Origin of the sequence: Halobaculum magnesiiphilum, assembly GCF_019823105.1 — an archaeon.
Classification (GTDB): domain Archaea; phylum Halobacteriota; class Halobacteria; order Halobacteriales; family Haloferacaceae; genus Halobaculum; species Halobaculum magnesiiphilum.
This window is the reverse complement of sequence record NZ_CP081958.1, coordinates 1,403,254-1,428,304: the sequence shown is the minus strand read 5'-3', so window position 1 is coordinate 1,428,304 and position 25,051 is coordinate 1,403,254. Positions and strand designations below refer to the sequence as shown.

Here is a 25,051-nt window from a genome sequence, read left to right as displayed (position 1 = left end):
TCGCCGCCGAGTCACGGCCCATGAGCGCCTTCCGCCGTCGGTTGCCGCTCGGCGACCGCACGACGACCGCCGTCCTCGTCGCCGCCGCGGTCAGCGTCGCCTACTCGCTCGTCGTACTCGGCTACAGCCTGCTCCCGTCGTCGGGCGTCTCGATCTCCGGGACGCTGTGGCACGCGGTCGCGATCCAGTCGGCGTTCGCCCTCGGGACGGTCGGGGTTCCCGTTTTCCTGTGGCTTCGGGCGGACCTCAAGAGTCCGGCCGTGCTGTTGGCCGCGATCCTTCTGTTCTGGCACGTGTTGGTGGAGTTCCCGCCGATCGGGTCGGGACAGGGCGACTCGCCGGGGTTTCTCTTCGTGTTCGTGTTCGCTCCCGTCTACGTCCTCGCGTACGCGCTGCTTGCGGCCGGGGAGTACTGGATCGGGAAGCGGGACGTGTCGATACCGGTCTGAGCGCCCGTTCGAGCGGTCGGAGCGTGCTGCGTCCGGGGCGGACTGGGCCGGAGCCGTTTACGCCTCGACGCCGAGGCTGAGCGCCTCCTCGCTGAGGTCGACGGTCACGTCGTTGCTCGTGTGGGTGTTGATCTGCTGGATGTTCCGGGTGAGCACCTCGAGGATGTCCTTCGGCTCGGGGTACACCAGCATGTTGCCGTCGTCGTCCTCCATGACGAGTTGGGTGTCGGACAGCTGGATCTGGTTGCCCTCGATGCTGGCGACGACCGCCGGGAGCGCCTGTGCGGCGCCGCTGTCGCCCTCGCTGACCTTCGTGATGTAGATCGAATCGAGTCCGATGAGGTCCTTGTACTCGCGGACCGTCTCGGCGCACTCGACCATGTCCTTCGACACCTCCGTCTTCGAGGGGTTCCCGTGCTCGCCCGCGAGACAGTGCTTGCAGACGCGCAGCTCCATTCGCATACCCCGCCGTCGGCGGCCCGGTCGGATATAGATTCGCCCCGCGGCACCGCCGTCGCCCCCGCGGTTCCGATGAGGCCCTAACGCCGTCTCCGTGGATCGGCCGCAGTCGCCGACCAGCACCCGCCTCGGTACGGACTTTTATTAGCTGCCGGAGTGTTCCGTGAAATATGGTCTCGGCACTCCTGAACACGGTGTACAGCGTCGTCGTGCTCGTCGTGGCGCTCGTCGGGCTGGCGATCGTCTTGCGCATCGGCGGCACCGGCGGGGAGGGGTCGATGCGCATGGAGCTGACCGCGGTGGCGGTGGCGCTGTTCGTCATCGGGCTCGTCGCCAGCACGCTGGGGTATCTCTGAGCCGGAGCCTCACGCGGCGCACTCGGCGCCGGCGCCGTCGGAGGTGGTGATTCGGTGCTGCGAGACGAGCACGCGTGTGACCGCTGCGGCGACCCGATCCGGCCGGGCGAGGAGTACGCCGCCGTCGACGGGGTCACCCCCGACGGCGACCTCCGTGTGCTGCTGTGTGTCCCCTGCGCCGATGCGCTGTCGCGATTTCTCGACGGGGAGTGACTGAGCGAGCGGGTGAGTCGCTCGCCCAGGGATCACTTGACGGAAGCCTTTACTCGCGCCCGCCGAAGGCCGGGGCATGGACGTGGATCTGGATCTCGCCATTCCGCGCGGCGTGCTCGAATCGCTCCCCGACGACGACGGCGCCGCAGAGCAGGACATCCGGCGCGCGGTCGCGGGCTACCGACAGGCGCTGGAGGACGGCTTCGGCGACGCCGACACCGAGTCGGAGGCCGCCTCGGTCGCGGTCGACTTCCTGGAGTACGCCGAGGAGCGCGCGGAGATCTACGACGAGTTCGTCCCGGAACTGCGCGCGTGGGGGCAGTCGCCCATCTACGCGATCGCGTGGCGCGACCTGTACATCGAGCTGGCCGCGCAGGTGTACGAGGTCGATTGGCTGGCCGAGCGGATCGACCGCGAGCGCAACTACCGGCTCGTGGACGACGGGATCCGGTTCGGGAAGGACTAGTCCTCGGGTTCGCTGGTGGAGACATCCGCGGTGCGGTTACTGCGACATCGACCGCGGCATCGACCGCGAAAGCCCCCGGCCGTGTCGCGGCCTGCTCCTCGCTGCGCTCCTCGGTTCACTCGCTTCGCTCGTTCACCTGCGGTGCTTGCGTCGGCTCGGCTCGCGACACGGCCGGCCCCTTTCAGTCCCACCCGTGGCTCGGACGAGCGATCGACGCGAGCGGACTGACCCGTGTGCGACTCACGGCTCACTGCGTTCGCCGTTCGTATCGCGGCCTCGCTACGCTCGGCCTCGCGCGCCGCGGTCAGTCGGGAAACGCACGGCGAGTCAATCGTCAGCCATCGCCGCGTCGCCCTCCCGCTCGCTCACGGGTCGTCCCTCCCCGTTCACATCGAGGCCTCACTTCGCTCGGCCTCGCTCCGCGCGCTCGCGCTCGCTGAGCAGCGGCGTCCCGTCGGCCTTCGGGCCGAGTCTCGGGCCGAACGGCGGGCCGTCGTCGGGGTCGATCCGGCGGCGTTCGCGGTAGTCGGTCGAGCGCTCGACGGGGGTCCGGCCGACGGAGGTGATCAGCTCGACGTAGTCGTCGAAGCTGCGGAACTCGCCGAAGGAGCCCCCGGCGCGCTTGGTGATCTCCTCCGAGAGGATGGTGCCCATGAAGTCGTTGGCGCCGCAGGAGAGCGTCTTCAGCGCCTTCTCGTCGCCGTATTTCACCCACGAGGTCTGAACGTTCTCGACGTTGTCGAGGAAGAGCCGGGAGACGGCGATCAGCAGCTCGTCCTCGGCGTCGCTCGCGCCGCCGGAGACCACGCCGTGCTCGTACAGCGGCGTGCGCTCGTGGACGAACGAGAGGGGGACGAACTCCGTGATGCCGCCGGTGCGGTCCTGGAGGTCGCGAACCCGCTTCAGGTGCATCGCGCGGTGCATCTCGTTGTCGACGTGGCCGTACATGATCGTCGCCGTGGTGTCGAGGCCGGCCGCCATCGCGCCCTCCATCGCGTCGATCCATCCCCGGGTGTCGATCTTCCCCGGACAGATCACGTCCCTGACCTCGTCGACGAGGATCTCGGCGGCGGTTCCCGGGGCCGAATCGAGCCCGGCGTCGGCGAGCGTTCGGTAGACCTGCTCGTAGTCCCAGTCGGTGCCGCGGCGGGCGTGGTACGCCTCCTCGGGCGTCATCGAGTGGAGGTGGACGCCGTCGACGCTCATCGCGTCCATCTGTTCGACGTAGGTTCCGGGGTTGGTCGCGTACGTCTCCGGCGGCTTGTAGTTCGCCGCGCTCGCGGCGTCGTCGTACCCGCGGAGGATCTCGTGGTGCTCCTCGTTCAGGGCGAATGCGGGGTGCAGGCCCGAGACGGAGGTGACCTCGTAGATCCCTCGCTCGACGGCCTCGCGGACCGCCGCGCGCGACTCGGCGGGTGTCTTGGTGAAGCCGGCGTGCTCGTCCCCGTAGTCGGCCTCGAACTGGTGGGCGGTGTCCTTGAAGTTGCAGAACAGACAGCCCGTGTTGCAGGCGGTGGTGACGTTGTTGTTGAGGTTCGCGACGAACGTCACCTCGTCGCCGACGACCTCGGCGCGACGGCGGTCGGCCGCCTCCAGCACCGCCTCCTTGCGCTCGCGGTCGATGCCGGGGGCGTCGCTGCCGGTGGTGAGCAGCTCGACCGCGTCGTCGACCGTCAGCCGCGTCCCGTCGCGCGCCTTCGCCAGCGCGTTCTCGAACGACTGGTCGGTTTCCGGGACGTGCTCGAACCCGAGGTCGTCGGGGTCGAGCTCGGCGGCTGACGATCGCGTCATCGTCGGAGGGTATCGGTGCGACGTGAAAAACGGGGCGGTCGCGGCCACTCGGGGGGTCAGTCCCGGACGTGCTCCAGTATCTGGAGGAACCGGAACGCGAGTTCGTTCCGCTGTGCGTACGTCGAGGCCGCCGCCGCCCGCAACTCGTCGATCCGGTCGGCGTACTCGTCGTTGACGACCAGCTCGAGTTCGGAGCCGCTCCGGGAACCGAACTCGCCCGCGACCTCCCGGAGGGCCTCCTCGGACGCCGGCGGGACGTTCGGGCTCCAGAACTGGAACCGATGCGTGTCGGCGGGGTCGAACACGCGGTCGACGTATCGCTGCGCGCGCGCGCGAACTTCTTCGCCACCCGGTCGCCGTTCTCCTCGGCGGTGCCGTAGCCGAGGCCGCGGAGGTGGGTCGCGACCTCACAGGTGACGATCTCGCGTTCGCCGCTCGGTTGGATGCCGATCACGTCGACCTCCATCTGTTCGCCCTCCAGCGGGGAGTGTTGTCCGTACGCGACGACCTCGCACTCCTCGATCAGTTTGAGGTAGGCGCCCACCAGCATCTCGCCCGCCCGCGGTTGACTCGCCATGTGCGAACGCGCTCGGCTCCCGGGGTAAACGTAGCGGCGACTCGGGTGTCGGCGGATCCGACGGTCCGATGGGTCGACGATGCATCGGTCGACGGTGGACCGACTGACGGAGGACCGCCCGCACCGACGCGTTGATGTCCGCCCGGGTACGCGGGTGTGACAATGACACGCGAGAGGACGGCGGACGGACCGCCGGACCCGCCGCGACACGACGTGGGCTTCCTCGCGGACCTCGAACTCGACGGCGAGGTGAGCCGCGGCGACGCCGACCGCGCGGAGCACGCGACCGATTACGCCACCGACGACGCCGACGCCGTGCGTCCGGACGCCGTCGTCTACCCGGAGTCGACCGCGGACGTGTCGGCCGTCGTCGCCGCGGCCGACGAGCGCGGCGTTCCCGTGACCGCCTATGCGGCCGGAACCGGGCTGGAGGACGCCGCGGTCCCGGCACACGCGGGGATCAGCCTCGATATGACGCGCATGGACGCGATCCACGAGATCCGCCCCGACGACCTCCAGGTCGACGTGGGGCCGGGCGCCGTCGGCGCCGACGTGGACGAGGCGGTCGCGAGCCACGGCCTCTTCTTCCCGCCGTTGCCTTCCTCGGGCGACATCTCCACCGTCGGCGGGATGATCGCCACCGATGCCTCGGGCATGCGGACGGTGAAGTACGGCGAGGTGGCCGACTGGGTGCTGGAACTGGAGGTCGTGCTCGCCGACGGTTCGGTGACGACCGTGGGCTCGAAGGCCGCGAAATCCTCCTCCGGCTACAACCTGAAGGAGCTGATCGTCGGCAGCGAGGGAACCCTCGGGATCGTGACGCGCGCGACGCTGGAGCTGGCGGGCCGCCCCGAGCAGGTCCGCGGCGGCCGCGCCACCTTCCCGACGCTTGACGACGCGACCGCCGCGATCTCCGACGCCGTCACCGCCGGCGTCGACGTGGCGAAGATCGAGCTGTTCGACGCCGAGACCGCGATGCTCGCCAACGACTACAGCGACGCCGCCCTCCCCGAGCGTCCGATGGTGTTCGTCGAGTTCCACGCGAACCACGGGATCGACGAGGAGATCGACTTCTGCCGGGCCGTCTTCGAGGCGCACGACGTGGCGGCGTTCGAGATGGCCGGCGGCGAGCACATGGAGGAGCTGTGGCGGGCGCGCAAGGACATCACCTACGCCGCCGAGGCGTACGACCCCGGTCGCGAGATGGGCCAGCCGGGCGACGTGACCGTCCCCATCGGCTCCTACCCGGAAATGATCCGCGCGGTGAAGGACGTGGCCGACGAGTACGACCTGTTCGTCCCCTGTTTCGGCCACGCCGGCGACGGCAACCTCCACTACTTCGTCCTCCGCGACCCCGACGACCCCGACGAACTCGCCCGCGCGGAGGCCGCCTACGGCGACCTCGTCGAGCGCGCCCTGGAACTCGGCGGCACCGCCACCGGCGAGCACGGTATCGGCGCGGGCAAGCGGACGTACCTCGAACGGGAGCACGGCGCCGACGCGGTCGGGGCGATGCGAGCGATCAAGGAGGCGCTCGATCCGAACGGGACGCTGAACCCCGGGAAGATCGTCCCCGAGGAGTAGCGCCGGCCCGGCCGCGAGCGACAACCCACGTCCGTGTATATCGTGCCGGGTGATACGGCGGAGATGCACACGAGAGTGGAAGGATTCTTGCCCCCCGCGCCCGCCCCTCCGACCATGACGAGCGTCAAGGAGTTCGTCGTCGAGCGCGAGCCGACCGCCGACGGCCTCGGCGCCGGCCGGTTCGCCTTCACCGACGACTACTCCGTCTTCGACTGGGGGAAGATGCCCGATCCCATCCCCGGCAAGGGGGCGAGCCTCTGCACGATGGGCGCGTACAACTTCGAGCTGCTGGAGGACGCCGGCGTCCCCACGCACTACCGCGGGGTCGGCCCGGACGCCGAGCCGCTCGACGCCGTCGACGAGCCGCCGCGCGAGCTCGCCATCGACCTGGCGACCGTGCCGACGCTCCCCTTCGTCGACGGCGCGTACGACTACGACGCCTTCCACGAGGAGGCTCGCGATGCGGCCGGCTACGTCGTCCCACTGGAGATCGTCTTCCGCAACACGGTCCCCGTCGGGTCCAGCCTGCGCTCGCGCGCCGAGCCCCGCGACGTGGGCCTCGACCGCGACGAGTGGCCCGCCGAGGTCGTGGACCTCCCCGAACCGGTCGTGGAGTTCTCGACGAAGTACGAGGAACAGGACCGCTATCTCGACGCCGAGGAGGCCGACCGCATCGCCGGCGCGGCGCCGCTGTCGGAGCTGGAGTCCGTCGCCCGCGAGGTCAACGACCTGGTCACCGAGCGCGCCGCCGACGCGGGGTTCGTCCACGAGGACGGCAAGATCGAGTGCGTGTACGCCGACGGCGAGGTCCGCGTCGCCGACGTGGTCGGCACGTTCGACGAGAACCGGTTCGCCTACGACGGCCAGGAGGTCTCGAAGGAGGTCGTCCGCCAGCACTACAAGGGCATCGCGCCCGAGTGGGTCGAGGCCGTGAGCGAGGCGAAGGCGCGCGCCGACGCCGAGGGCGTCGCCGACTGGCGGCCGCTGTGTGAGGTCTCGCCGCCGCCGCTCGATCCCGCCGTCGTCGAGACGATAGCCGACATGTACGCCGCGGGGACGAACGCCTACACCGGAACCGACTGGTTCGACGCGCCGCCCGTCGCGGACGCGGTCGACGCCGTCCGCGACCTGTAGTTCGTCGCCGACGCTGTTGCCGACGCGGTCGACATCGTTGCCGTCGACGACGGTCGAACGTCCTTGAGAATCCAGAGTCTCAGTCAGCTCCCGCCGCGACCCCGCCCAGCTCGTACGCGTCCGGGTCGACGCCCTCGCGGAAGTGCGTGCGCCCGCGGCGCACGACGATCGCGTCGTCGAGGTGCGCCTGCAGGCCGGCCACGAGCGCCTCCGCCTCCAGGGGTTGCCCCTGTTCCTTCAGGTCCTCGGGGCCGTCGTCGGGGGCGACCGGGAACGACCGCTGGGCGATGATCGGCCCCTGGTCGAGGTCGGTCGTCACGTAGTGGGCGGTGGCGCCGTGGACGCGCGCGCCGCCCTCGACGGCCTGGCGGTACGCCTCCGCGCCGGGGTACGCCGGCAGCAACGAGGGGTGGACGTTGATGATGCGCCCCTCGTAGCGGAAGACGATCTCCGGCGAGAGGATGCGCATGAACCGCGCGAGCACCAGACAGTCCACGTCGTACTCGTCGAGCACGCGCAGCAGCTCGCGCTCGTCGTGGGAGCCGCCGGCGTCGCCCACGTCGACGAACGGCACCTCGTACTCGTCGGCCAGCGGCGAGAGGGTGCTGTGGTTGCCGATCATCACCGGCACCTCCGCGTCGAGGGTGCCGTCGGCACACGCCTCCAGCACGGCGCGGGGGGCGTGCTCCTCCTTCGTGACCAGCAGCGCCGCCTTCCGGGCCGCGCCGTCGTCGGCGCGGCGCACCCGGATGTCGACGCCGAGTTCGTCGCCCAGGTCGGTGAGGTCCTCCTCCAGCGTCGCCGGCTTGCACACCATCCCGTCGGTGTCGGCGTGCAGGCGCATCCGGAACACGCCGTCGCGCACGTCCTGGTCGAGGTCCTCGATGTTGCATCCCCGCTCGAACAACAGCGAGGTGACACGGGCGACCAGTCCGGTCGCGTCGTCCCCGACGACGACGATTTCGGTGTCCCAGCGCCTCGGATTCGGACGGTCGGCCGCGGCCATACCCACGTTTTCTCTCCCGCGAGTAAACCGGTGTCGCTCCGCGCGACGACTGCCATCCACGAACGTGGATATCGAATCGGTCCCGAAACGGATTTTGCGCATGAACTCGCAGAGTCGATCGATGACCGGCTACACCGCCACGGTGACGGTCCGCCTGAAGCACGGCGTGCTCGACCCGGAGGCCGAGACGACCCAACGTGCGCTGGAACGGCTCGGCTTCGAGCTGGAGGACCTGCGCTCGGCCGACCGCTTCGAGATCGACCTGGAGGCCGCCGACGCCGACGAGGCCGGCGAGCGCGCCGGCGAGATGGCCGACCGGCTGCTCGCGAACCCGACCATCCACGACTACGAGGTGGCGGTCGAGGAGCGCGAATGACGGTCGCAGTCGTCCAGTTCGGCGGCTCGAACTGCGACCGTGACGCCGTCCGCGCGCTCGCACACCTCGGCGTCGACGCCGAGCGCGTCTGGCACGAGGACGGCCTCCCCGCCGACGCCGACGGGATCGTCGTCCCCGGCGGCTTCTCCTACGGCGACTACCTCCGCGCCGGCGCGATGGCCGCGCGCCAGCCGATCATGGCCGACGTGCGCGAGGCCGCCGAGGAGGGCGTTCCGGTGCTCGGCGTCTGCAACGGCGCCCAGATCGGCTGTGAGGCCGGGCTTACCGACGGCGCGTTCACGACGAACCGCTCGGCCCGGTTCCAGTGTGAGCACGTCCACCTGCGCGTCGAGCGGGCGGACACGCCGTGGACGGCCGCCTACGACGAGGGCGACGTGATCGAGGTGCCCATCGCCCACGGCGAGGGGCGCTTCGAGATCCGCGAGGACCGCCTGGCGGAGCTGGAGGACGAGGACCGCGTGCTCTTCCGCTACTGCGACGCCGACGGGGTCGCCACCGACGCGGCGAACCCGAACGGCTCGACCGCCAACGTCGCTGGGGTGCTCGGCGCTCGCGAAACGGTCGCGGTGATGATGCCACATCCCGAGCGCGCGACGCTCCCCGACGTGGGCGGGACCGACGGGCAGGGCGTGCTCCGCGCGTTCTCGGGGTAGCTACCGCCACCGCCACCGCCGACGGCGTCGCTCGGTAGGCTGTCCGTACCGCCGATCGAACCGCCCGACGGCGGCGTTCGTCGGTGCCGCGGACCGCCTCCCCGGACGGCGGCCGTCAACCGTCGCTTACCCTCGCTGACGACCGTATACCAATCCGAGTACGGGTCCGGTGATATCCCGTGAACGACGACCGACGGACCCTCCTCCGCCGACTCGCCGCCGTCTCGGCCGGCGTCGGTCTCGCCGGCTGCGGATCGGTGACCGACCCCGGGCCGCGCGACGACGGGCTGCGTGCGGACTACGTCGACGGCGAGTTCGTCGACTCGCGACTGTCCGTGACCGGCGACCCGTTCGTCCTCACCGAGTCGCGGTTCGACCGTCGGAACGTGACGGTGACCGACGGGACGGCCGACGCCGACGGGAGCGGCTCCCCCTGTGAAGCCGGTGACGTGGGAAGCGACGTGTCTTTGGACACCTGAACGCCTGAGTCGTCTCTCGCAGCCAACCCGCGCTCTCGCAGCCAACCCACGGTCCGTTCTCGGACGCCGCCCATCGCCGATCCCTTCCGCCACGGGCGCCGTCCCGCCGTGGTGAGCCGCTCCGACTACTGCGCGGGCTCCGTGGCGGCCGAGCCGCCGCCGACACGCCGACGTTCCAGCGGTCCCGCCGCCGTCTCACAGCCCGGACACACGGGGTAGCCGAGGCTGTCGTACTCGATCCCGAACGACGGTGCCGACGCGCCGCAGTCGTCACAGGTGAAGATCGCTCGGTCGACTGTCTCCATATTCATGTCATACGTTGTCAAGATACATAATTGTATGCCGGGCGTCTGACGGACGCGTTTCGGTCGAAAACAGCTGTGTGAGGCGTTCTTTGACCAGAAATGGCTATCGGATCGATCCTTCGCCCCTCGTCGGCGCCGCCCGGTCGGCGGGGCTCCTCACCGCGCCAGCGGCTGGGCGTAGCTCGCCTCCTCCTCCAGCACCAGCTCCCAGGTCCGCTCGCACGCACAGGACACCTGATCGAACACCGACGGGTCCTGTCGGAGGTCGAAGTCCTTGATCGCGGTCTGGACGCGGTCGTCGCACTCGCCGCAGTTGTGCGCGCCGCGGTCGGAGCCGGCGCCGACCGGGTCCGAGACGACGATGGCGTCGGCGTCGACGGTGCGCTCCAGTACGGCCGCAACCGACCACAGCCACGGCGGGCGGTAGCCCCCGCGGAAGTGGAGCTCGTCGACCATCGTGTACCGCTGGACGTTGCAGGGGTTCATCGAGACGGTGTGGCAGTTGTCGACTGCGGCACAGCGTTCGACCGACGAGACCATGTCGTCGAGGGCTTCGGACTCCGAGAGGAACGGCGGCTTCATCAGGAGGTACGCCTTCACGCCCGCCTCCGCCTCGGCGGCCTCCGCGCAGGCGTCCTCGAAGTCGGCGAAGGCGAAGTACTTGTTCACGCAGTCGTGGCGGACGCGGTCGGTGGCGGTTTCGAGCCCGACCGCCACGTCGGTTTCGAGGCCGCGGTCGGTGAACTCGGAGAGCTTCTCCGCGGAGACGAAGTCGGGGAGCGACTCGACGACCATGCGCTCGCGGTCGGCGAACGTCTCGGCGACGGCCCGGCGGCTCTCGGCGGGCACCTCGCGCTCGTCGAGGAAGGAGCCGGAGGTGTAGATCTTGATCAGGTCGGCGGGCTCGTCGGCGTTCTCGGCTTCATGCTCCAGACACACGTCGATCTGGTCCATGAGCGCCTCGTGGGAGACGCTGCCGCCCTCGACGGACTCGGCGACGTAGCCGCACATCGTGCAGCCGCCCGCGCGGGCCCACCGACAGCCGCCGGTGTTGAGGATGATCGTGAGGCTGGTCTTGACGCCGTCGGGCGTGTTGTCCTCGTCGAGCCACACCCGGGTGGGCTCGTGGGCGTCGTACGTCTCGTCGCGCTCGGACCGGATGTCGCGCATGACCGCGTTGTGGGCGTCCATCCCGCGGTCGCGCTCGTAGACCTCGGGGCTCGGCTGGCTCATTACCGGGAGTGGGCGACTCCCGCGGAAAACCGCTTCGCTCACGCGACGGGGCCGCGCGAGCGTCCCCTCGCGGTCGCCGCCGCGGTCGTCGTCGGTACGGGACGCCGTCGCGGTCGGGGGGTCGTCGCTACGCGTCGCTGTCGCGGTCGCGTCGACGCCACAACGCCGCCCCGACGACGGCGCCGATCGCGTTGGCGACGCCGTCGAGCAGCGACGGGTCGCGCCCGGGGACGCTGCCCTGGGCGACCTCGACGCCCGCGCCGAGCGCCGTCGCGACGGCGACGACGCCGACCAGCATGACGGTCGACGGACCGCTCTTGTCGGGGTGGGACCCCTCCCCGCCGCGCCGGAGCGGGGCCGGAAGCGCCCGCCCCAGCGTGTACGCGACGGCGGCGTAGCCGACGCCGTGCAGCAGTTTGTCGGTCCCCGGCGGCAGCACGTCGGCCGGGGACGCCCGATCGGTCGTCGTCGGATCCGGCACGAGCGACGAGGTAACGACGAGAACCGTCACCGCGGCAAATATGGCGAGGCGTCGCGTGTCGGCGTCCATCGATCCGATCCGGGGACTGCGTCGGAAAAGTCTTGATCGTCGCGTCGCGGACCGCGGCCCGATGGCGGAACCGGATGTGGTTACATCTCCGTGGCAACTGCTAACAGAATTCGGACCTAAACAACTAATGTAGATTAACCATGACAGACCTCGGCGGATTCAGGGACCACGTCGCCCACGTGGATCTCACGGACGGTGACGTATCGTACGCGGGCGTCGACGACGAGGACGCGAGGAAGTACATCGGCGCGCGCGGGCTCGGCGTGAAGTACGTCTTCGATGCGGGGCCGGACGTGGACCCGATGGGGCCGGAGAACCGGCTGTGCTTCATGAACGGCCCGCTCACGGGCACGCAGACCGTGATGAGCGGTCGGATCGCGGTGACGACGAAGTCCCCGCTGACGGGGACCGTCACCGACAGCCACCACGGCGGCTGGTCGGGCGCGCGCCTGAAGTGGGCGGGCTTCGACGGCCTCGTCTTCGACGGCGCGAGCGACCACCCGGTGTACGCGGTCGTCGAGGACGGCGAGGTGGAGCTGCGCGACGCGCGACACATCGCGGGGTACGGCGTCCACGACACCATCGACACGCTCGACGACGAGGTCGACGGCACCGTCGGCCGCAACGTCTCGGTGATGGCGATCGGCCCCGCCGGCGAGAACGGCGTGAAGTACGCCTGCATCGTCAACGAGGACGACCGCGCCTCGGGCCGGGGCGGCACCGGCGCGGTGATGGGCTCGAAGAACCTCAAGGCGGTCGTCGTTAAATCGGGCACGAGGATGCCCAAGCCGGCCGAGCCAGAGACGTTCCAGGAGGGGTACCAGCAGGCGATGCAGGTCATCCAGGAGTCCGACGTGACCGCGCCCAACGAGGGCGGCCTCTCGCTGTACGGCACGAACGTCCTGATGAACGCGACCGAGGAGATGGACGGGCTCCCCACGAAGAACGCGAAGTACACCTCCACGGCCGCCATGCACGACGCCGAGGGCGACGACATCGACGCCGAGCGCGTCTCCGGGGAGAACGTCCGCGAGAACATCCTCGTCGACGAGCCGACGTGTCACTCCTGCCCGGTCGCCTGCAAGAAGGAGGTCGAGGTCGACGTGCTCCACAAGGGCGAGGAGATGAACGTGCGCACGGAGTCGTACGAGTACGAGTCCGCGTTCGCGCTGGGCCCGAACTCCGGACACACCGAGCGCGACGAGATCGCCGTCATGATCCAGCGGTGCAACGACATGGGCGTCGACACCATCGAGATGGGGAACATGATGGCGATGGCGATGGAGATGTCCGAGGAGGGCAAACTCGACGGCCTCGACGAGCAGCTCGACTGGGGCGACACCGAGCGCATGATCGACCTCATCGAGGACGTCGCCAACCGCGACGGCGAGCTGGCGGACGCGCTCGCGGAGGGCGCCAACGGCATCGCCGAGCGCTTCGACGCCCACGACAACTCCCTGGCGGTCAAGGGCCAGACGATCCCGGCGTACGACCCGCGCTGCATGAAGGGCATGGGCATCGCGTACGCGACCTCCAACCGCGGCGCGTGCCACCTGCGCGCGTACACGCCGTCGGCGGAGATCCTCGGCCTGCCCCAGAAGGTCGATCCCTACGAGTACGAGGGCAAGGGCGAGCTGACCGCGACGTTCCAGGACATGCACGCCATCTCGGACTCGTTCGACATCTGCAAGTTCAACGCGTTCGCGGAGGGCATCGAGGAGTACGTCATGCAGTACAACGGCATGACGGGCCGCGACGTGTCAGAGGACGAGCTGCTGGAGGCGGGCGAGCGCGTCTACACGCTCGAGCGCTACTACAACAACCTCGCCGGCTTCGACGGGAGCGACGACTCCCTGCCGGACCGGTTCCTCGCGGACGGCATCCCCGGCCAGGGTGCCTCCGAGGGCGAGTACTGCGAGCTCCCCGAGATGAAGGAGGAGTACTACGAGGTCCGCGGCTGGGTCGACGGCGTCGTCCCCGACGAGAAGCTCGACGAGCTCGACATCGACATCGGGCCGGGAACCGGCGTCTCCTCGGGCGACTCGGGCGTCGCGCCCGCTGACGACTGAGGCGAGGTCGAAGCGAGCGGAGCGAGCGAGACCTCGGCGGTCCGGCGGCGAGGTGTGCGCGGCCGAACGGAGTGAGGCCGCGTGGCCCGAGCCGCCCACGAACGACCACTTTTCACGGGGTTCTCCTCGCTCGTGAGGCTTCGCCGCGCTCGCTCGTCGAACCCCGCCAAAACCCGTCGATGCTGTCAGAGCGCGACGCGCTCTGACTGCTAATCAGAATCGCGGAGCGGTTCTGATGATGCTCAAAAGGCCGCTCGCTCGGCCTCCGGCCTCGCTCGCGGTAAACCCGCTGGTGATCTGTGGACCCGCGGCTTCACGCTCCTACCGCCCCGATTTATCACCCCTCCGGGCGGATCGCGGTCCGTGTCCAGCGAGTCCCCGCCGTCCCTCCGAGAGTCGCTCAATTCCCGAACCGGGATCGCGGTCGTCGTGCTGTTCGTCCTCGTCAGCCTCTACGCGATCCTGTTCATGGCGCAGTTCCTCGCGGTCGTCTACTTCGCCTCGGTCGCGCTGCTGCTGTGGCTGCTGTATCGCTTCGTCCGCGCGCACGAGCGCATCGCGGTCGCGCAGGAGCGCCGCGCCGCGGCCGCCGCCGGCGACCGCCGGGACGACGCGGCCGAGGACTCGGTCCCGACCGACGCCGACGGCGTCGACCGCCCGGCCTCAGGTGTCGCCGAACCGGGCGATGAGGCCGACGGTGAGGACGACCGCGAGGAGTGAGACGCCGGCGACCGCGAGAAACGCCGCCCGGCGCCCGGCCGTCTCGATGAGGTAGCCGAACGCCGGCGGCGCGACGGCGTTGCCGAGCATGACGCCGATCGTGGTGATCGCGAAGCTGGTGCCGGTCGTCCCGTCGGGCGCGAACGCGTCGGTGAGCTTCGAGCGCGCCGGCCCCGCGATCGAGCGCGCGCCGCCGACGAGCAACACGAGCCCGACGGCCGCCAGCGGACCGACGGCGCCCAGCGCGAGCACGGCGACGAGTCCCGCGACGGCGGCGAAGCTGGCGATCATCACCGGCCCGGCGCTCACCCGGTCGGAGAGGTCGCCGCCGACGAACACCGCGACGGCGCCGACGAGGTACGATCCGGTGAGCGCGAGGTTCGCCCGCGACAGCGACAGCTCGTAGCCGTCCTGTAGGAACACGACGATGTAGCTGGTGAATCCCCACCCCGAGGTGGAGGTGACGAGCGCCAACAGCGCCAGCGCGAGCACGCCCGGCGCGGCCGCGAGCTCGCGGAGGTACGCTCGCGTCCGTGCGACCCACGAGCCGCGCTCGCCGGGGCCGACGCGACCGGCGGCGTCGGGATCGCCCTCCGCGGCGTTCGGCGCGGTGATCGCGTCGTCGACGCGGACGGCGAACAGCCAGGTGAGCGCGACGGCGGCGACGAGGCCGACGACGCCGATGATGCCGACGCCGATCCGCCAGGAGTAGCCCGCCGAGACGATCCCCGCGATGAGCACCGGCGGGGTGGCGAACCCGACCGACCCGCCGAAGCCGTAGAGGCTGTACGCCCGGCCCATCAGGTCGTCGGGCGTCGAATCGGAGATGAGCGGGTAGTGTGCCGGGTGGTGGCCCGCGACGCCGACGCCGATGACCGCCTGCGCGACGAGCAGCCACTCGTAGGTGGGCGCCGCGGCGGCCGCGAGCACGCCGACGGCGCCGAGGACCGACGAGAGCCCGAACGCGAGCGTCCGGTCGTGGCGGTCCGCCAGCCGGCCGAACGGGAGCTGGAACGCCGTGTTCGTCGCGCCCTGAACGCCGAGCGCCACGCCCAGTGCCGCCAGCCCGACGGTGAACTCGCCCGACAGCACCGCCAGGATCGGCGGGAACAACACGAGATACGCGTGGTTGAGGTACTGCGAGGCGGAGACGGCGCCGACGACCACCCACGTCTCCCGGGGCGTCCGCCGGGCGGCCGACAGCAGCGACTCGGTCATCGCCGGGCGTTCCGCGGCGAGGGAGGTGTACGCGCGCCCTCCGGCAAGCGCCGCCGTCTCCGCTCGGCTCGACACGTCGAGTCGGTTCGACGGGTCGCCGTCGGGCGACTCACAGGAGGAACCGCGCGAGGTGGAGCCCCGCCATCCCGGCGGCGACCGTCCACAGCACGTCTTCGGTCCGCCACGCCGCCGCGACCGCGGCGACGCCGCCGACGATCTCCGGGGAGACGAGCCCCGCGAGGGTCACGCTCTCGGGGACGAAATCGGGCGCGACCAGCGCCGCGAGCACCGCCGCGGGGACGTACACGAGCGCGCGCTCCAGCCACGGGGGCACCGTGTCGACGCGGCCGAACAGGTGGATGAACGACAGCCGAATGGCGAACGTCGCCAGCCCGCCGGTGACGATGACCGCCCAGACCGACAGCGGGCCGTAGCTGGTCGCCATCAGTGTCCCCCCGTCCGGTCGGTTTCGCCGCTGCCGTCGCCGCCGCCACCGCTACCGCTGGCACCCCTGCTGCCCGACTCCTCGACGGCGATCCCGGTGACGACGCCGACGACGGCGCCGACGATCAGCCCGGCGTTGAACGGGAGGCCGGCGCCCGCCACCGCGACCGCGGCGGCGACGAGGGCGGCCGCGAGGCTCGGTACGTCGGAGACCGCGGGCACGAGCAGCGCGAGGAACACGAGCGGGACGGCGAAGCCCAGGCGCCAGCCGTCGGGGACGGCGGCGCCGAAGACGACGCCGACGATCGTCCCGGCCTGCCAGACGACCCACAGCGTGAGCGCGACGCCGAGGTAGTAATACGGGCGTCGGGTCCTCGACCCGCGCTCGCTGTCCAGCTCGCCGGCGTAGCGTGCGAGCGCCAGCGCGTACGCCTGGTCGGTGAGCACGTACGCACAGCCGGCGCGTACGCGCGCCGACAGCTCGCGGAAGTACGGCGCGATCGACGCCGAGTACATCACCATCCGGAGGTTGATCACGACGACCGTGAGCACGACGACGCCGAGGGCGGCGTCCTGTCCCAGCAGCTCGATCGCCGCGAGCTGGGAGGCGCCGGCGAAGACGACGACGGAGAGCCCGACCGTCTGCAGCGGCGAGAGGCCCGCCTCGACGCCGGCGACGCCGGCGACGAGCGCGAACGGCACGATCCCGAGCAACAGCGGGAGCGTGTCGCGGACCCCCTCGCGTAGGTCCGGTGGAAGGCGGCTGTCCATGTGTGTGCGGCGACGCGCGCACTCAAGGGGTCACCGGTCTCGATGCGGGGGACGGCGACCGCCGCCACGGGGGCTCACTCCCCGATGACCACCGCCTCCCGGAGTTCCAAGGCCGACTCGAACTCCCGCCGTCGGCGTCGTTCCGTTCCGACCCGCAGGAGGTGCTGCTCGTGGGCGCGCCGGAGCGCGTCGGCCTCGCGGCTGTTCACGCCGAGTTCGTCGCCGATCTCGTCCCAGTGACCGTCGGGGACGAGAAACGTCGTGGTGCCGGCGTCGGCGTCCTCGTCGACGCACTCGTAGGTGCGGTCGTACTCGTCGAGTCGCTCGCGGAGGTGTTCGTCGGCCGTCCGGAGGAGCTCCGGGAGCCGACCGGGGCCGACGCTCGCGGTCGCCGCCGCGATCATGAGCGCGTTGGGGTCGATCGGGTGGCCCATCGCCCGCGTGTCGGGGTCGTACGACGGATCGGCCGCGTCGTCGGGCTCGGGCCCGTCGCGGCCGGAGTCGGGCTCGTCGCCGGTGCTGTCGCCGTCGCCGTCGTCGCGGCCGGGCATCACCCGCCGGCGCGCATCGCCTTCCGTCCGAACCGCTCGATCAGGTCGTCGAGCACCGCGGGGTCGCCCTCGAAGGTGACGGTCACCTCGGTGAGGGTGATGGCGCCCGCGGCGGCGACCTCGTCGGCGGCGACGGACGCACGCCAGCCGTCGCCGGCGACCTCCGTGGCCGCCTCGTCGGGGCCGTCGGCGTCGCCGCCGAGGTTCCGGAGATAGCGAACGGCGAGTCGTCGGGAGATCCCGCGGTACGCCTCGACCCGGGTTTCGGTCTCGTCGGCGTCCGCCACGTCGCCCCGGTCGTCGGCTTCGCCGTCGCCCCGGTCGCGACTGTCGCCGCCGTCGGCTCGCACGTCGGACGGGTCTCCGTCGTCGCCGGCGCGGTCGCAGTCGACGGCGCCGCCGGCGACCGGCGGGAACACCGCGATCGTATCGCCGTCGGAGACCGCGGTGTCGATCCCGTCCATGTGGAGGACCTCGCGCCCGTTGAGCAGGACGTTGATCTGGGGCTTGAGGTCCCCGTCCTCCAGCAGGTTGCCGGCGAGCCCGTCGTACTCGGACTCCAGCGCCGCGAGCACGTCCCCCACGGTGCTCGCGTCGGGGAACGACCGGTCGACGATCTTCGAGCCGACCGCCTCCCGGAAGGTGGCGAAGAACTTCAGCGTGAGCTCCATGCGGATACGTGAGGGGAGGCGCGTAAAAAGATGCGCGGGGAGTGCGAGGCCGAGCGATAGCGAGGCCTCGGAGACGCGAACGGGGAGGGACGACCCGCGAGCGAGACGCGAGCAGTGCGAGCAACGTGACCCGCGAGCGAGGCGGTTTCGACGCGGAAACCGTCATTCGTATCCCTGCGGTGGTCCGAGCGTTCGGTATGACCGACGCCATCGACCGGGACCTCTACGAGCGGACGAAGGCGCTGCTGGAGCCCGGAGAGATCGAGCTCCTCGGGATGGTCGTCCACACCGACCTGGGCGGACAGGAGGACCTGGAGATGCACGAGCTCACCGTCGACCTCAACGAGGCCATCGCCGAGCACGCGGGCAAGGGCGAGTCGTACATCTACGCCGGCAACGACGACACCGACTTCTCCTCGAACCAGTTCCAGGGGCTCACCCTCGAGGACGAGGAGTTCGTTTGGGAGTGCCAACAGCTCCTTCGCGACGGCACGTTCGACATCGTGTTCTACTACGAGGCCGGCGTCGACCAGGAGACGCTCGGCGAGGACGTCCGCGCGCTCGACGGCGTCACCGACGTGACGCTCGTTCCCTGAGAGCGCCGCGGCGCCGAGCGGTGACAGTACGAGTATCCTAACGGGAGGTATTCACCTCCAGAGGGTGCGAATCGAACACCTCGACAGTCGCCCGGTCGGCGGACACGACCGGACGGCCAGTCACGTCGATGTGCGAGTCCCGGATGATCCCGCTCGAGACGTAGTCGAACAGAAACCCGTCGCGGGACGCACCCGATTGGACGACAGTGGCCCGATCGAACGTACAGTCTTCTCGATTCAGCATCTCGATCGCCGCCCCGTTCGCGGCGGTCCCTCGCACCGTGATGTCCTCGAACACCAGTTCCCCGTCGGCCAAGGCGTCGTCGGGCGACTTCGCCCTGATCGCGCTGACCCCGTCGGCGTCGACCTCGATCCGAGTGTTCCGGACCGTTCCGGCGGTCAGTTGGCTGCTCATCACGATTCCGCCCTCGCTCGCGGGAACCCTCTCGAGCTCGACGGTGCAGTCCTCGACCAGGACGCCGTCGCCGTGTGTGGCTCGGATGCCGCGCATGTTCTCGTACCCCGACGGCGCGGTGTCGTTCCTGACGTGAACGCCGCGGACGACGCTGTCGTTGCCGACGCGGACGTTCGAGATGTCGCAGTTCGCGTAGTAGCCGCCGACGACTTCGACGCGTCCGTGGTCGGGATCGGCGTACAGCCCGTTGTCGGGAAAGCCGACGATCCGACAGTCCTCGAAGCGAAGTTCGCCGCGGTGACGGTCGCCGACGAGAAAGGCGGTCGACTGCGTCTCGTACGCGGCGCCGTCCGGGAGTCGGAGCCGTTCGACGAGGCCGGTTCCGTCCGGGTCGGTGACGTCGGCTCGAAGCATCGCTCTGCCGGCGTCCTGCTTGCCGACCACCGCGAGGTCGCGGATGACGAGGCCGTCGTCGACGAGCGCGGAGACGGGACGCGACCCGGTGTCCGGCGCACGGAAGTCGAACGTGATTCCCTCGATCAACAGGTTCGACGCCCGGCCGGGCCGACCGAGATCGAAGAGCGTGGAGTCGAACCCGTCAGGCGGAACGATGACGGCGCCGTCGCCGACGATACCGACGTTGTCGAACGACAGGAGGCGAACGGTGTCGTCCATGCGGTACCGGCCGGCGGGGAGGTAGACCATCGTGTCGTCGGCCAGGTGTCGTTCGAGGTACGGCACGAGCGATCGGTCCGCGTCGGCGCCGGCCTCGGCGAGGTCGACGACCGAGTCGAATCGATCCGTGTCGGTCGCTCGTCCGGAGGTCGACGTGGAGACGGTGCCTGACGGGGTCGCGGCGGTATCAGCGGGCGGTGGCTGGTCTGAGTCCTCCCGGAGTCCTCCGCATCCGGCGGTGACCGCAGCAACTCCCGCCGCCGCAGTCGCCCGTAGGAACCGTCGTCGATCCATTGATATCGTGGATGATACGTTCTCGATGGGCATTAGTAGCGACTGCCAAACGCGACGGGTCGCGAGGTGATCGAGATCGGCCGACCCGTCGCTCCCGTTTCGTGTACCCGTTCGTCGCGCGCTGTGTGGCGCTCGTCGCGTAGTCGGATCTGTGACGCCCGCGAACGCGACGCTTATCCTCGCGGCGTCCCGAGCACGGGTATGGATCACGTCGGGACGGACACGGACCTCTCGACGCTCGAACGCGCCGTCGTCAACGCGTTTCAGGGCGGGTTCCCGGTCGTCGAACGACCGTGGGAGCCGGCCGCGGCGGCGCTGTCCGAGCGTGGCGTCGAGGTCGACGCCGACGAACTGCTCGCGACGGTGCGCGACCTCGACGACCGCGGCGTGCTCTCGCGGTTCGGCGCGCTCGTCAACGCCGAGGAGATCGGCGGCACCGCGACGCTCGTGGCGATGCACGCGCCCGAGGAGGAGTACGAGGAGGTGGCCGAGACGGTCAACGACTTTCGCGAGGTCGCGCACAACTACGAGCGCGAACACCCCCACCTCAACATGTGGTTCGTCGTTTCCGTCGCCAGCGAGGCCGAAGTCGATCGCGTCCTCGCCGACATCGAGGAGGCGACGGGGCAGGAGACGTACAACCTCCCGAAGCGCGAGGAGTTTCACGTCGGCGCGAAGTTCCTGCTGGAGGGCCCCGTGAGCGACGGCGACCTCGACCTGTCGCAGCTGGGTCCCGAGGTCGAGCCCTCCGAGGAGCGCGGGATCACCGCCCGCGAGCGCGACCTCGTCGTCGAGATACAGGGCGGCCTGCCGGTGACGGAGACGCCCTACGCGGACGTGGCCGACGCGGTCGGCCAGCCCGTCGAGTGGGTCGTCGAGACGATCAAGCGGTTCAACGAGGAGGGGAAGGTGCGCCGCGTCGGCGTCATCCCGAACCACTACGCGCTCGGCTACACCGAGAACGGCATGACCGTCTGGGACGTGCCGGACGAGCTGCTCTCGGAGGTCGGCCCGGCGGTCGCGTCGCTGGGGTTCGTCACCCACTGCTACCACCGGCCGCGCCACGAGGGCGTGTGGCCGTACAACTTCTTCGCGATGACCCACGGCCGGGACGAGGCGGAATCCGACCGCCGCATCGAACAGGTTCGCGAGGTGATGGCGGAGTTCTGGGACGTGGACGAGGACGAGTGGGACTCGCTGTTCTCGACGCGCATCCTGAAGAAGACGGGCATTCGGCTGGACGAGCGCGCCGACGCACAGGTCCGAAGCGACGACCCGGAGCCCACGGACGCGTGATAGACGCCGACGCCGGGCCGCGGGCGACGCCGACGACACGAGAGACACCGAGGAGACGAGGGATGCTGAGGACACGGGCGACGCCGACGACACGAGCGACGCCGAGGACGCCGCCGGCGCGGCGGCCGACCGGACCCGTGCGAGCACGGCCGCCCGTCCGACCCGAACGCGTTCGCCCGGGATCCACGGCTCTCGGTCCCGGGGCCCAGAACTATATGCGGCGAGCGAAACCGACGGGCAACGACGTGGTGATACCGTGATCCCGCTGCTGCACGACTTCACGGACGAGACGGTGCTCGTCGTCGGCGGCGGGCCGGTCGGCGCGCGCAAGGCCCGCACGTTCGCGCGGGAGGCGCGCACGGTCGTCGTCAGCCCCGCGTTCGCCGAGCGCGACTTCGGCGACGCGGAGCTGGTGCGCGCGGCGCCCGCGCCCGAGGAGGTGCCCGACTGGGTCGACCGACTCGCCCCGGCGCTGGTCGTCGCCGCGACGGACGACGACGCGGTGAACGAGGCCGCCGAGCGCGCCGCCCGCGCGGCGGGGGCGCTCGTGAACCGGGCGGACCGGTCGGGCGGGCGCGAGGCGGGCAGCGTCGTCGTGCCGGCGACCGTCCGCGACGACCCCGTCGTCGCCGCCGTCGCGACGGGCGGGGCCGCGCCCGCGCTCTCGACGGAGCTCCGCCGGCGCATCGAGTCGGAGATCGAGGGCGCGGGCCCGATGGCCGACCTTGTGGCGGAGATCCGGGCGGATCTGAAGGCGGCCGGGGTGGAGCCGACCGACCGACGGGAGGCGGTTCGGGCGGTGGTCGGATCGTCGGCGGTTTGGAAGGCTTTACAAGACGGACTCTCCAACGCACGACAGGAAGCGAATCGAGTCATGGAGGCGACCGATGATTGACACCGGCGTCGTCGCGGGCGTGAGCGTGAGCCACGCGAACGCGTCCGTCGACGAGATCGAGTCCGCGCACGTCGCGGACCCGACGGCGCTCGTGTCCGAGCTGCTCGCCCGCGAGGGAGTCGAGGAGGCGTTCGCCATCCAGACGTGCAACCGCGCCGAGGCGTACGTCGCGGCCGACGACGCCGCCGTCGCGCGGACGGCCGTCGAGCGGTTCGCGCCCGACGTTCGCGAGGGCGCCGTCGTCCACCTCGACCACGAGGACAGCCTGCGGCACCTCATGCGCGTCGCCGCGGGGCTGGAGTCGCTCGTGCTCGGCGAGGACCAGATCCTCGGGCAACTGCGCGACGCCGCGGAGGCCGCCCGCGGCGTCGGGGGGCTGTCCGGCGGCGTGCTCGACGACGCGCTCTCGAAGGCACGACAGGTGGGCAAGCGCGCACGCGCGGAGACGGCGATCAACGAGGGGTCGCTGTCGCTCGGCTCGGCGGCGGTCGAACTCGCCGCCCGCGAGACCGACCTCGCGGACGCCTCGGCGCTGGTCGTCGGCGCCGGCGAGATGGGACTGCTCTCGGCGCGGGCGCTGGACGCCTCGCCGGTCTCCCGGATCGTCGTCGCCAACAGGACCCTCCGCACCGCCGAACACGTCGCGTCCGATCTCGACACCGAGTCGGCGGCGGTCGGCATCGACGCCCTCCCCGCGGAGGCGGCGGCGGCCGACGTCGTCATCGCGGCCACCGGCGCCACCGACCCGACCGTCCGCGACGAGACCGTCGCCGACGCGGGCGAGACGCTGTGTATCGATCTGGGTCAACCCCGCGACGTCGTCCCGGACGCCGGGGACGAGCGCGTCGCCGTCCGCGACATCGACGACCTCGAGACCGTCACCGACGAGGCGCGCGAGCGCCGCGCGAGCGCCGCGGAGGCCGTCGAGGGGATGATCGACGCCGAGTTCGACCGGCTCCTCGAGGAGTTCAAGCGAAAGCGCGCCGACGACGCCGTCTCCGCGATGTACGAGTCGGCCGAGCGGACGAAACAGCGCGAGCTGCGCGAGGCGATGGCGAAGCTGGAGGCGCACGGCGAGCTCACCGACGACCAGCGCGAGACCGTCGCCGCCCTCGCGGACGCGCTCGTCGGGCAGCTCCTCGCGGCGCCGACGAAGAGCCTCCGCGAGGCGGCCGCCGAGGACGACTGGGAGACGATCCACACGGCGATGCAGCTGTTCGACCCCGAGTTCGACGGGCCGCCGTCGACGCCCGGGGGAGCCCGATCGCCCGACGGCAGCGCGGATCCCCCCGACGGCGTGCTCGAACGACTCTCCGAGGAGTAGCGGCCTGTCGCTCAGTTTCCGGGCGACGCCCGGGAGAAAATTTCGACCCGATGGGTTCTAGGGGAAACTGTGATGTGCGATGCCGTCACACGTGTGTGTATGAACGGAGCGAGTCGCGGGGTCGGTCGGCTCTCGACCGAGCCCGTCGAACTGGGGGTGGAGTCGATGTGCCGGGCCGCGGCGTGTGAGCACCCGGACATCGCGGTGGGGCTCGCCGTCCTGGGGATGACGGCCGTGTTCCTCCTGATCGCGGGAGCGGTGCTGTCGCGGCTCGACGGCGCACGCGAGGCGCTCGCGCGGGAGGTGACTCGAACGCGCGCGGAACGGGACGCGTTCGAACAGTTCCGGCGCCGCGTCGCGAAGCTCGAGTCGAGCGAGCGCGCGCGTCCGACGCCGACCGGCGGGGGAACCAACGTGCTGACGGTGCCGGCCGGGGGGGCGACCGTCGACGAGGACGGACTGGCTGACGCCCGTCGGGCCTACCGCGAGACGGTGATGGCGACGGCCCACTACGAGGAGGAGTACGACGAGACGCTCGCGACGAACGTCGCCGAGGAGTTCTCCGCGCCGGTCGCGAGCGCGCTCGTCGAGGACGGCGGGGCGTTGACCCCGTCGCTGCGGACGACGCTCGCGAGCGGCGCCCGACACGCCAGCGAGGAGCGCGCGGAGCTGCTCTCGAAGCTGGAGACCGAGCGGTCGTCGATCGAGGCGGCCGAGTCGACGCTCTCGCCCGCGGTCGACACGAGCGAGGGAGTCGTCGATCGCGACCTGTCGCGCGCGACCTACACCGACATCGTCGCCGACTACGAGCGCCTCGAGTGGCACGAGGGGCGCGTCGAGTCGCTGTTGTCGGACCGACAGGCCCGGATCCACGACGAGGAGGGCGACCGTCGCCACTGGTTCGACTACCTCTATCGCTCGCTGGCGTCGCCGTACCCGGTGCTGTCGGCGGGCGCGGGAACGCTCTCGCTGATCGACGACGCGAAGTCCGCGCTGGCGTCCGCCGCGGGCGACCGCTGAGGCGTCCCGGCGCGTTTCGTTTCGAACGAGTTCTGAACCCGACGAGCGCGTCACGTAGCGACGAGCACATCCCGTAGCCGCCGAACGCGTCCGAACCGTTCCCGCGGGCCACAACTCGAGGTACGCTTTTGGCCCGGGCGACCGTCCCGGTGTATGTGAGCGACGTACTCGACGCCGACGAGATCGCGGGGGCACTGCCCGACGGCTGGCACCACGACGCCGACGCCGACGAGATCGCCCGCACCTTCGAGTTCGACTCGTATCTCGAGGGGGTCGGCTTCGCGGCCGGCGCGGGCGGGCTCGCCGAGGAGGCGTTCCACCACCCGTCGATGACCGTCGAGTGGCGCGAGGTCGAGGTCCGCCTCACCACCCACGACGCCGGCGGCGTCACCGGGAAGGACATCGACCTGGCCGAACGGCTGAACGAACTCGCGGGGTAA

The 25,051-nt window shown here is 70.7% G+C and carries 30 protein-coding genes and 1 pseudogene; 17 read left to right on the top strand and 14 right to left on the bottom strand.

Annotation, left to right across the window (positions count from 1 at the left end; genetic code table 11):
• Positions 1-20: 20 nt before the first annotated feature.
• The gene (locus K6T50_RS07240; RefSeq protein ID WP_222608719.1) at positions 21-449 is read left to right on the top strand and encodes a hypothetical protein; all 429 of its coding nucleotides are present in this window, start codon (positions 21-23) and stop codon (positions 447-449) included.
• Positions 450-506: 57 nt separating this feature from the next.
• Here the strand turns inward: K6T50_RS07240 and K6T50_RS07235 are convergent, their stop codons facing one another.
• Complete coding sequence (locus tag K6T50_RS07235) at positions 507-911, bottom strand: hypothetical protein (protein ID WP_222608718.1); 405 nt, start codon at positions 909-911, stop codon at positions 507-509.
• Positions 912-1,078: 167 nt separating this feature from the next.
• Here K6T50_RS07235 and K6T50_RS07230 point away from each other — a divergent pair, with 167 nt between their 5' ends.
• The 3 genes from K6T50_RS07230 to K6T50_RS07220 all read left to right on the top strand — a co-directional run bounded on the left by K6T50_RS07230 (position 1,079) and on the right by K6T50_RS07220 (position 1,943).
• Positions 1,079-1,264 carry a hypothetical protein gene (locus K6T50_RS07230; RefSeq protein WP_222608717.1) on the top strand — a complete coding sequence of 62 codons (186 nt, stop codon included), beginning with the start codon at positions 1,079-1,081 and terminating at the stop codon, positions 1,262-1,264.
• 54 nt (positions 1,265-1,318) lie between these two features.
• A complete protein-coding gene (locus tag K6T50_RS07225; RefSeq protein ID WP_222608716.1) occupies positions 1,319-1,477 on the top strand; it encodes a hypothetical protein in 159 nt (52 codons plus the stop codon).
• A gap of 76 nt (positions 1,478-1,553) precedes the next feature.
• A complete protein-coding gene (locus tag K6T50_RS07220) occupies positions 1,554-1,943 on the top strand; it encodes a DUF7971 family protein (RefSeq protein WP_222608715.1) in 390 nt (129 codons plus the stop codon).
• A gap of 399 nt (positions 1,944-2,342) precedes the next feature.
• Here the strand turns inward: K6T50_RS07220 and cofH are convergent, their stop codons facing one another.
• Together cofH and K6T50_RS07210 are read right to left on the bottom strand one after the other, a co-directional pair.
• Positions 2,343-3,734, bottom strand: coding sequence for a 7,8-didemethyl-8-hydroxy-5-deazariboflavin synthase subunit CofH (gene cofH, locus K6T50_RS07215; protein WP_222608714.1), 1,392 nt, complete (start codon positions 3,732-3,734; stop codon positions 2,343-2,345).
• Positions 3,735-3,790: 56 nt separating this feature from the next.
• Positions 3,791-4,039, bottom strand: a complete 249-nt coding sequence (locus tag K6T50_RS07210) for a hypothetical protein (RefSeq protein WP_222608713.1) — start codon at positions 4,037-4,039, stop codon at positions 3,791-3,793.
• A 434-nt stretch (positions 4,040-4,473) separates the two neighbouring features.
• On the opposite strand from K6T50_RS07210, the gene K6T50_RS07205 reads away from it, so the two are divergent.
• Together K6T50_RS07205 and K6T50_RS07200 are read left to right on the top strand one after the other, a co-directional pair.
• On the top strand, positions 4,474-5,895 hold the full coding sequence (locus tag K6T50_RS07205) for an FAD-binding oxidoreductase (RefSeq protein ID WP_222608712.1): 1,422 nt from the start codon (positions 4,474-4,476) through the stop codon (positions 5,893-5,895).
• Positions 5,896-6,009: 114 nt separating this feature from the next.
• Complete coding sequence (locus K6T50_RS07200; protein WP_222608711.1) at positions 6,010-7,029, top strand: phosphoribosylaminoimidazolesuccinocarboxamide synthase; 1,020 nt, start codon at positions 6,010-6,012, stop codon at positions 7,027-7,029.
• 79 nt (positions 7,030-7,108) lie between these two features.
• Here K6T50_RS07200 and K6T50_RS07195 read toward each other — a convergent pair whose 3' ends face one another.
• Positions 7,109-8,035, bottom strand: a complete 927-nt coding sequence (locus K6T50_RS07195; RefSeq protein ID WP_222608710.1) for a formyltetrahydrofolate deformylase — start codon at positions 8,033-8,035, stop codon at positions 7,109-7,111.
• A gap of 121 nt (positions 8,036-8,156) precedes the next feature.
• Here K6T50_RS07195 and purS point away from each other — a divergent pair, with 121 nt between their 5' ends.
• The 3 genes from purS (at position 8,157) to K6T50_RS07180 (ending at position 9,564) form a co-directional block, all read left to right on the top strand.
• Positions 8,157-8,411, top strand: a complete 255-nt coding sequence (gene purS, locus K6T50_RS07190) for a phosphoribosylformylglycinamidine synthase subunit PurS (protein WP_222608709.1) — start codon at positions 8,157-8,159, stop codon at positions 8,409-8,411.
• Positions 8,408-9,085 carry a phosphoribosylformylglycinamidine synthase I gene (purQ, locus tag K6T50_RS07185; protein WP_222608708.1) on the top strand — a complete coding sequence of 226 codons (678 nt, stop codon included), beginning with the start codon at positions 8,408-8,410 and terminating at the stop codon, positions 9,083-9,085. The genes purS and purQ overlap by 4 nt, the downstream gene beginning before the upstream one ends.
• 179 nt (positions 9,086-9,264) lie before the next feature.
• A complete protein-coding gene (locus K6T50_RS07180; RefSeq protein WP_222608707.1) occupies positions 9,265-9,564 on the top strand; it encodes a hypothetical protein in 300 nt (99 codons plus the stop codon).
• Between the two features lie 125 nt (positions 9,565-9,689).
• On the opposite strand, the gene K6T50_RS07175 is transcribed toward K6T50_RS07180, so the two are convergent.
• From K6T50_RS07175 to K6T50_RS07165, 3 genes are all read right to left on the bottom strand, one after another.
• Entirely contained in the window at positions 9,690-9,869 is a 180-nt protein-coding gene (locus tag K6T50_RS07175; protein WP_222608706.1) for a hypothetical protein, read from the bottom strand.
• Positions 9,870-10,025: 156 nt separating this feature from the next.
• Complete coding sequence (locus K6T50_RS07170) at positions 10,026-11,102, bottom strand: archaeosine biosynthesis radical SAM protein RaSEA (protein ID WP_222608705.1); 1,077 nt, start codon at positions 11,100-11,102, stop codon at positions 10,026-10,028.
• Between the two features lie 127 nt (positions 11,103-11,229).
• Positions 11,230-11,652: a VanZ family protein gene (locus K6T50_RS07165; protein ID WP_222608704.1), complete on the bottom strand. Its 423-nt coding sequence runs from the start codon at positions 11,650-11,652 to the stop codon at positions 11,230-11,232.
• A gap of 140 nt (positions 11,653-11,792) precedes the next feature.
• Between K6T50_RS07165 and K6T50_RS07160 the strand changes: the two genes are divergently transcribed.
• Together K6T50_RS07160 and K6T50_RS07155 are read left to right on the top strand one after the other, a co-directional pair.
• Positions 11,793-13,721 (top strand): aldehyde ferredoxin oxidoreductase family protein, encoded by a 1,929-nt coding sequence (locus K6T50_RS07160; RefSeq protein WP_222608703.1) that lies wholly within the window; start codon positions 11,793-11,795, stop codon positions 13,719-13,721.
• A 363-nt stretch (positions 13,722-14,084) separates the two neighbouring features.
• Complete coding sequence (locus tag K6T50_RS07155) at positions 14,085-14,441, top strand: DUF8066 domain-containing protein (RefSeq protein ID WP_222608702.1); 357 nt, start codon at positions 14,085-14,087, stop codon at positions 14,439-14,441.
• On the opposite strand, the gene K6T50_RS07150 is transcribed toward K6T50_RS07155, so the two are convergent.
• The 6 genes and pseudogenes from K6T50_RS07150 to K6T50_RS18905 form a co-directional block, all read right to left on the bottom strand.
• Entirely contained in the window at positions 14,385-15,734 is a 1,350-nt protein-coding gene (locus K6T50_RS07150; RefSeq protein ID WP_222608701.1) for an MFS transporter, read from the bottom strand. The two genes, K6T50_RS07155 and K6T50_RS07150, sit on opposite strands and share 57 nt — an antisense overlap.
• 34 nt (positions 15,735-15,768) lie before the next feature.
• Positions 15,769-16,104, bottom strand: a complete 336-nt coding sequence (locus K6T50_RS07145) for an AzlD domain-containing protein (protein ID WP_222608700.1) — start codon at positions 16,102-16,104, stop codon at positions 15,769-15,771.
• On the bottom strand, positions 16,104-16,874 hold the full coding sequence (locus K6T50_RS07140; protein WP_222608699.1) for an AzlC family ABC transporter permease: 771 nt from the start codon (positions 16,872-16,874) through the stop codon (positions 16,104-16,106). The genes K6T50_RS07145 and K6T50_RS07140 overlap by 1 nt, the downstream gene beginning before the upstream one ends.
• Before the next feature lie 74 nt (positions 16,875-16,948).
• Positions 16,949-17,425, bottom strand: coding sequence for a DUF8048 family protein (locus tag K6T50_RS07135; protein ID WP_225935386.1), 477 nt, complete (start codon positions 17,423-17,425; stop codon positions 16,949-16,951).
• Positions 17,425-17,712, bottom strand: a complete 288-nt coding sequence (locus K6T50_RS19370; protein ID WP_486606383.1) for a MoaD-like domain-containing protein — start codon at positions 17,710-17,712, stop codon at positions 17,425-17,427. The genes K6T50_RS07135 and K6T50_RS19370 overlap by 1 nt, the downstream gene beginning before the upstream one ends.
• A 105-nt stretch (positions 17,713-17,817) precedes the next feature.
• Positions 17,818-18,096 (bottom strand): annotated as a pseudogene (locus tag K6T50_RS18905) (ubiquitin-like small modifier protein 1); the annotation flags it as partial.
• 197 nt (positions 18,097-18,293) lie between these two features.
• Between K6T50_RS18905 and K6T50_RS07125 the strand changes: the two are divergent.
• Entirely contained in the window at positions 18,294-18,692 is a 399-nt protein-coding gene (locus K6T50_RS07125) for a DUF5778 family protein (RefSeq protein ID WP_222608697.1), read from the top strand.
• Between the two features lie 37 nt (positions 18,693-18,729).
• Here K6T50_RS07125 and K6T50_RS07120 read toward each other — a convergent pair whose 3' ends face one another.
• A complete protein-coding gene (locus tag K6T50_RS07120; protein ID WP_222608696.1) occupies positions 18,730-20,076 on the bottom strand; it encodes a right-handed parallel beta-helix repeat-containing protein in 1,347 nt (448 codons plus the stop codon).
• Between the two features lie 201 nt (positions 20,077-20,277).
• Between K6T50_RS07120 and ahbB the strand changes: the two genes are divergently transcribed.
• The 5 genes from ahbB (at position 20,278) to K6T50_RS07095 (ending at position 25,051) form a co-directional block, all read left to right on the top strand.
• Positions 20,278-21,372 (top strand): siroheme decarboxylase subunit beta, encoded by a 1,095-nt coding sequence (gene ahbB / locus K6T50_RS07115; RefSeq protein ID WP_222608695.1) that lies wholly within the window; start codon positions 20,278-20,280, stop codon positions 21,370-21,372.
• 256 nt (positions 21,373-21,628) lie between these two features.
• Positions 21,629-22,267, top strand: a complete 639-nt coding sequence (locus tag K6T50_RS07110; protein ID WP_222608694.1) for a precorrin-2 dehydrogenase/sirohydrochlorin ferrochelatase family protein — start codon at positions 21,629-21,631, stop codon at positions 22,265-22,267.
• On the top strand, positions 22,260-23,591 hold the full coding sequence (gene hemA / locus K6T50_RS07105; RefSeq protein WP_222608693.1) for a glutamyl-tRNA reductase: 1,332 nt from the start codon (positions 22,260-22,262) through the stop codon (positions 23,589-23,591). The genes K6T50_RS07110 and hemA overlap by 8 nt, the downstream gene beginning before the upstream one ends.
• Positions 23,592-23,690: 99 nt before the next feature.
• Positions 23,691-24,611 carry a DUF7260 family protein gene (locus tag K6T50_RS07100; RefSeq protein ID WP_222608692.1) on the top strand — a complete coding sequence of 307 codons (921 nt, stop codon included), beginning with the start codon at positions 23,691-23,693 and terminating at the stop codon, positions 24,609-24,611.
• Between the two features lie 155 nt (positions 24,612-24,766).
• Positions 24,767-25,051 carry a 4a-hydroxytetrahydrobiopterin dehydratase gene (locus tag K6T50_RS07095; RefSeq protein ID WP_222608691.1) on the top strand — a complete coding sequence of 95 codons (285 nt, stop codon included), beginning with the start codon at positions 24,767-24,769 and terminating at the stop codon, positions 25,049-25,051.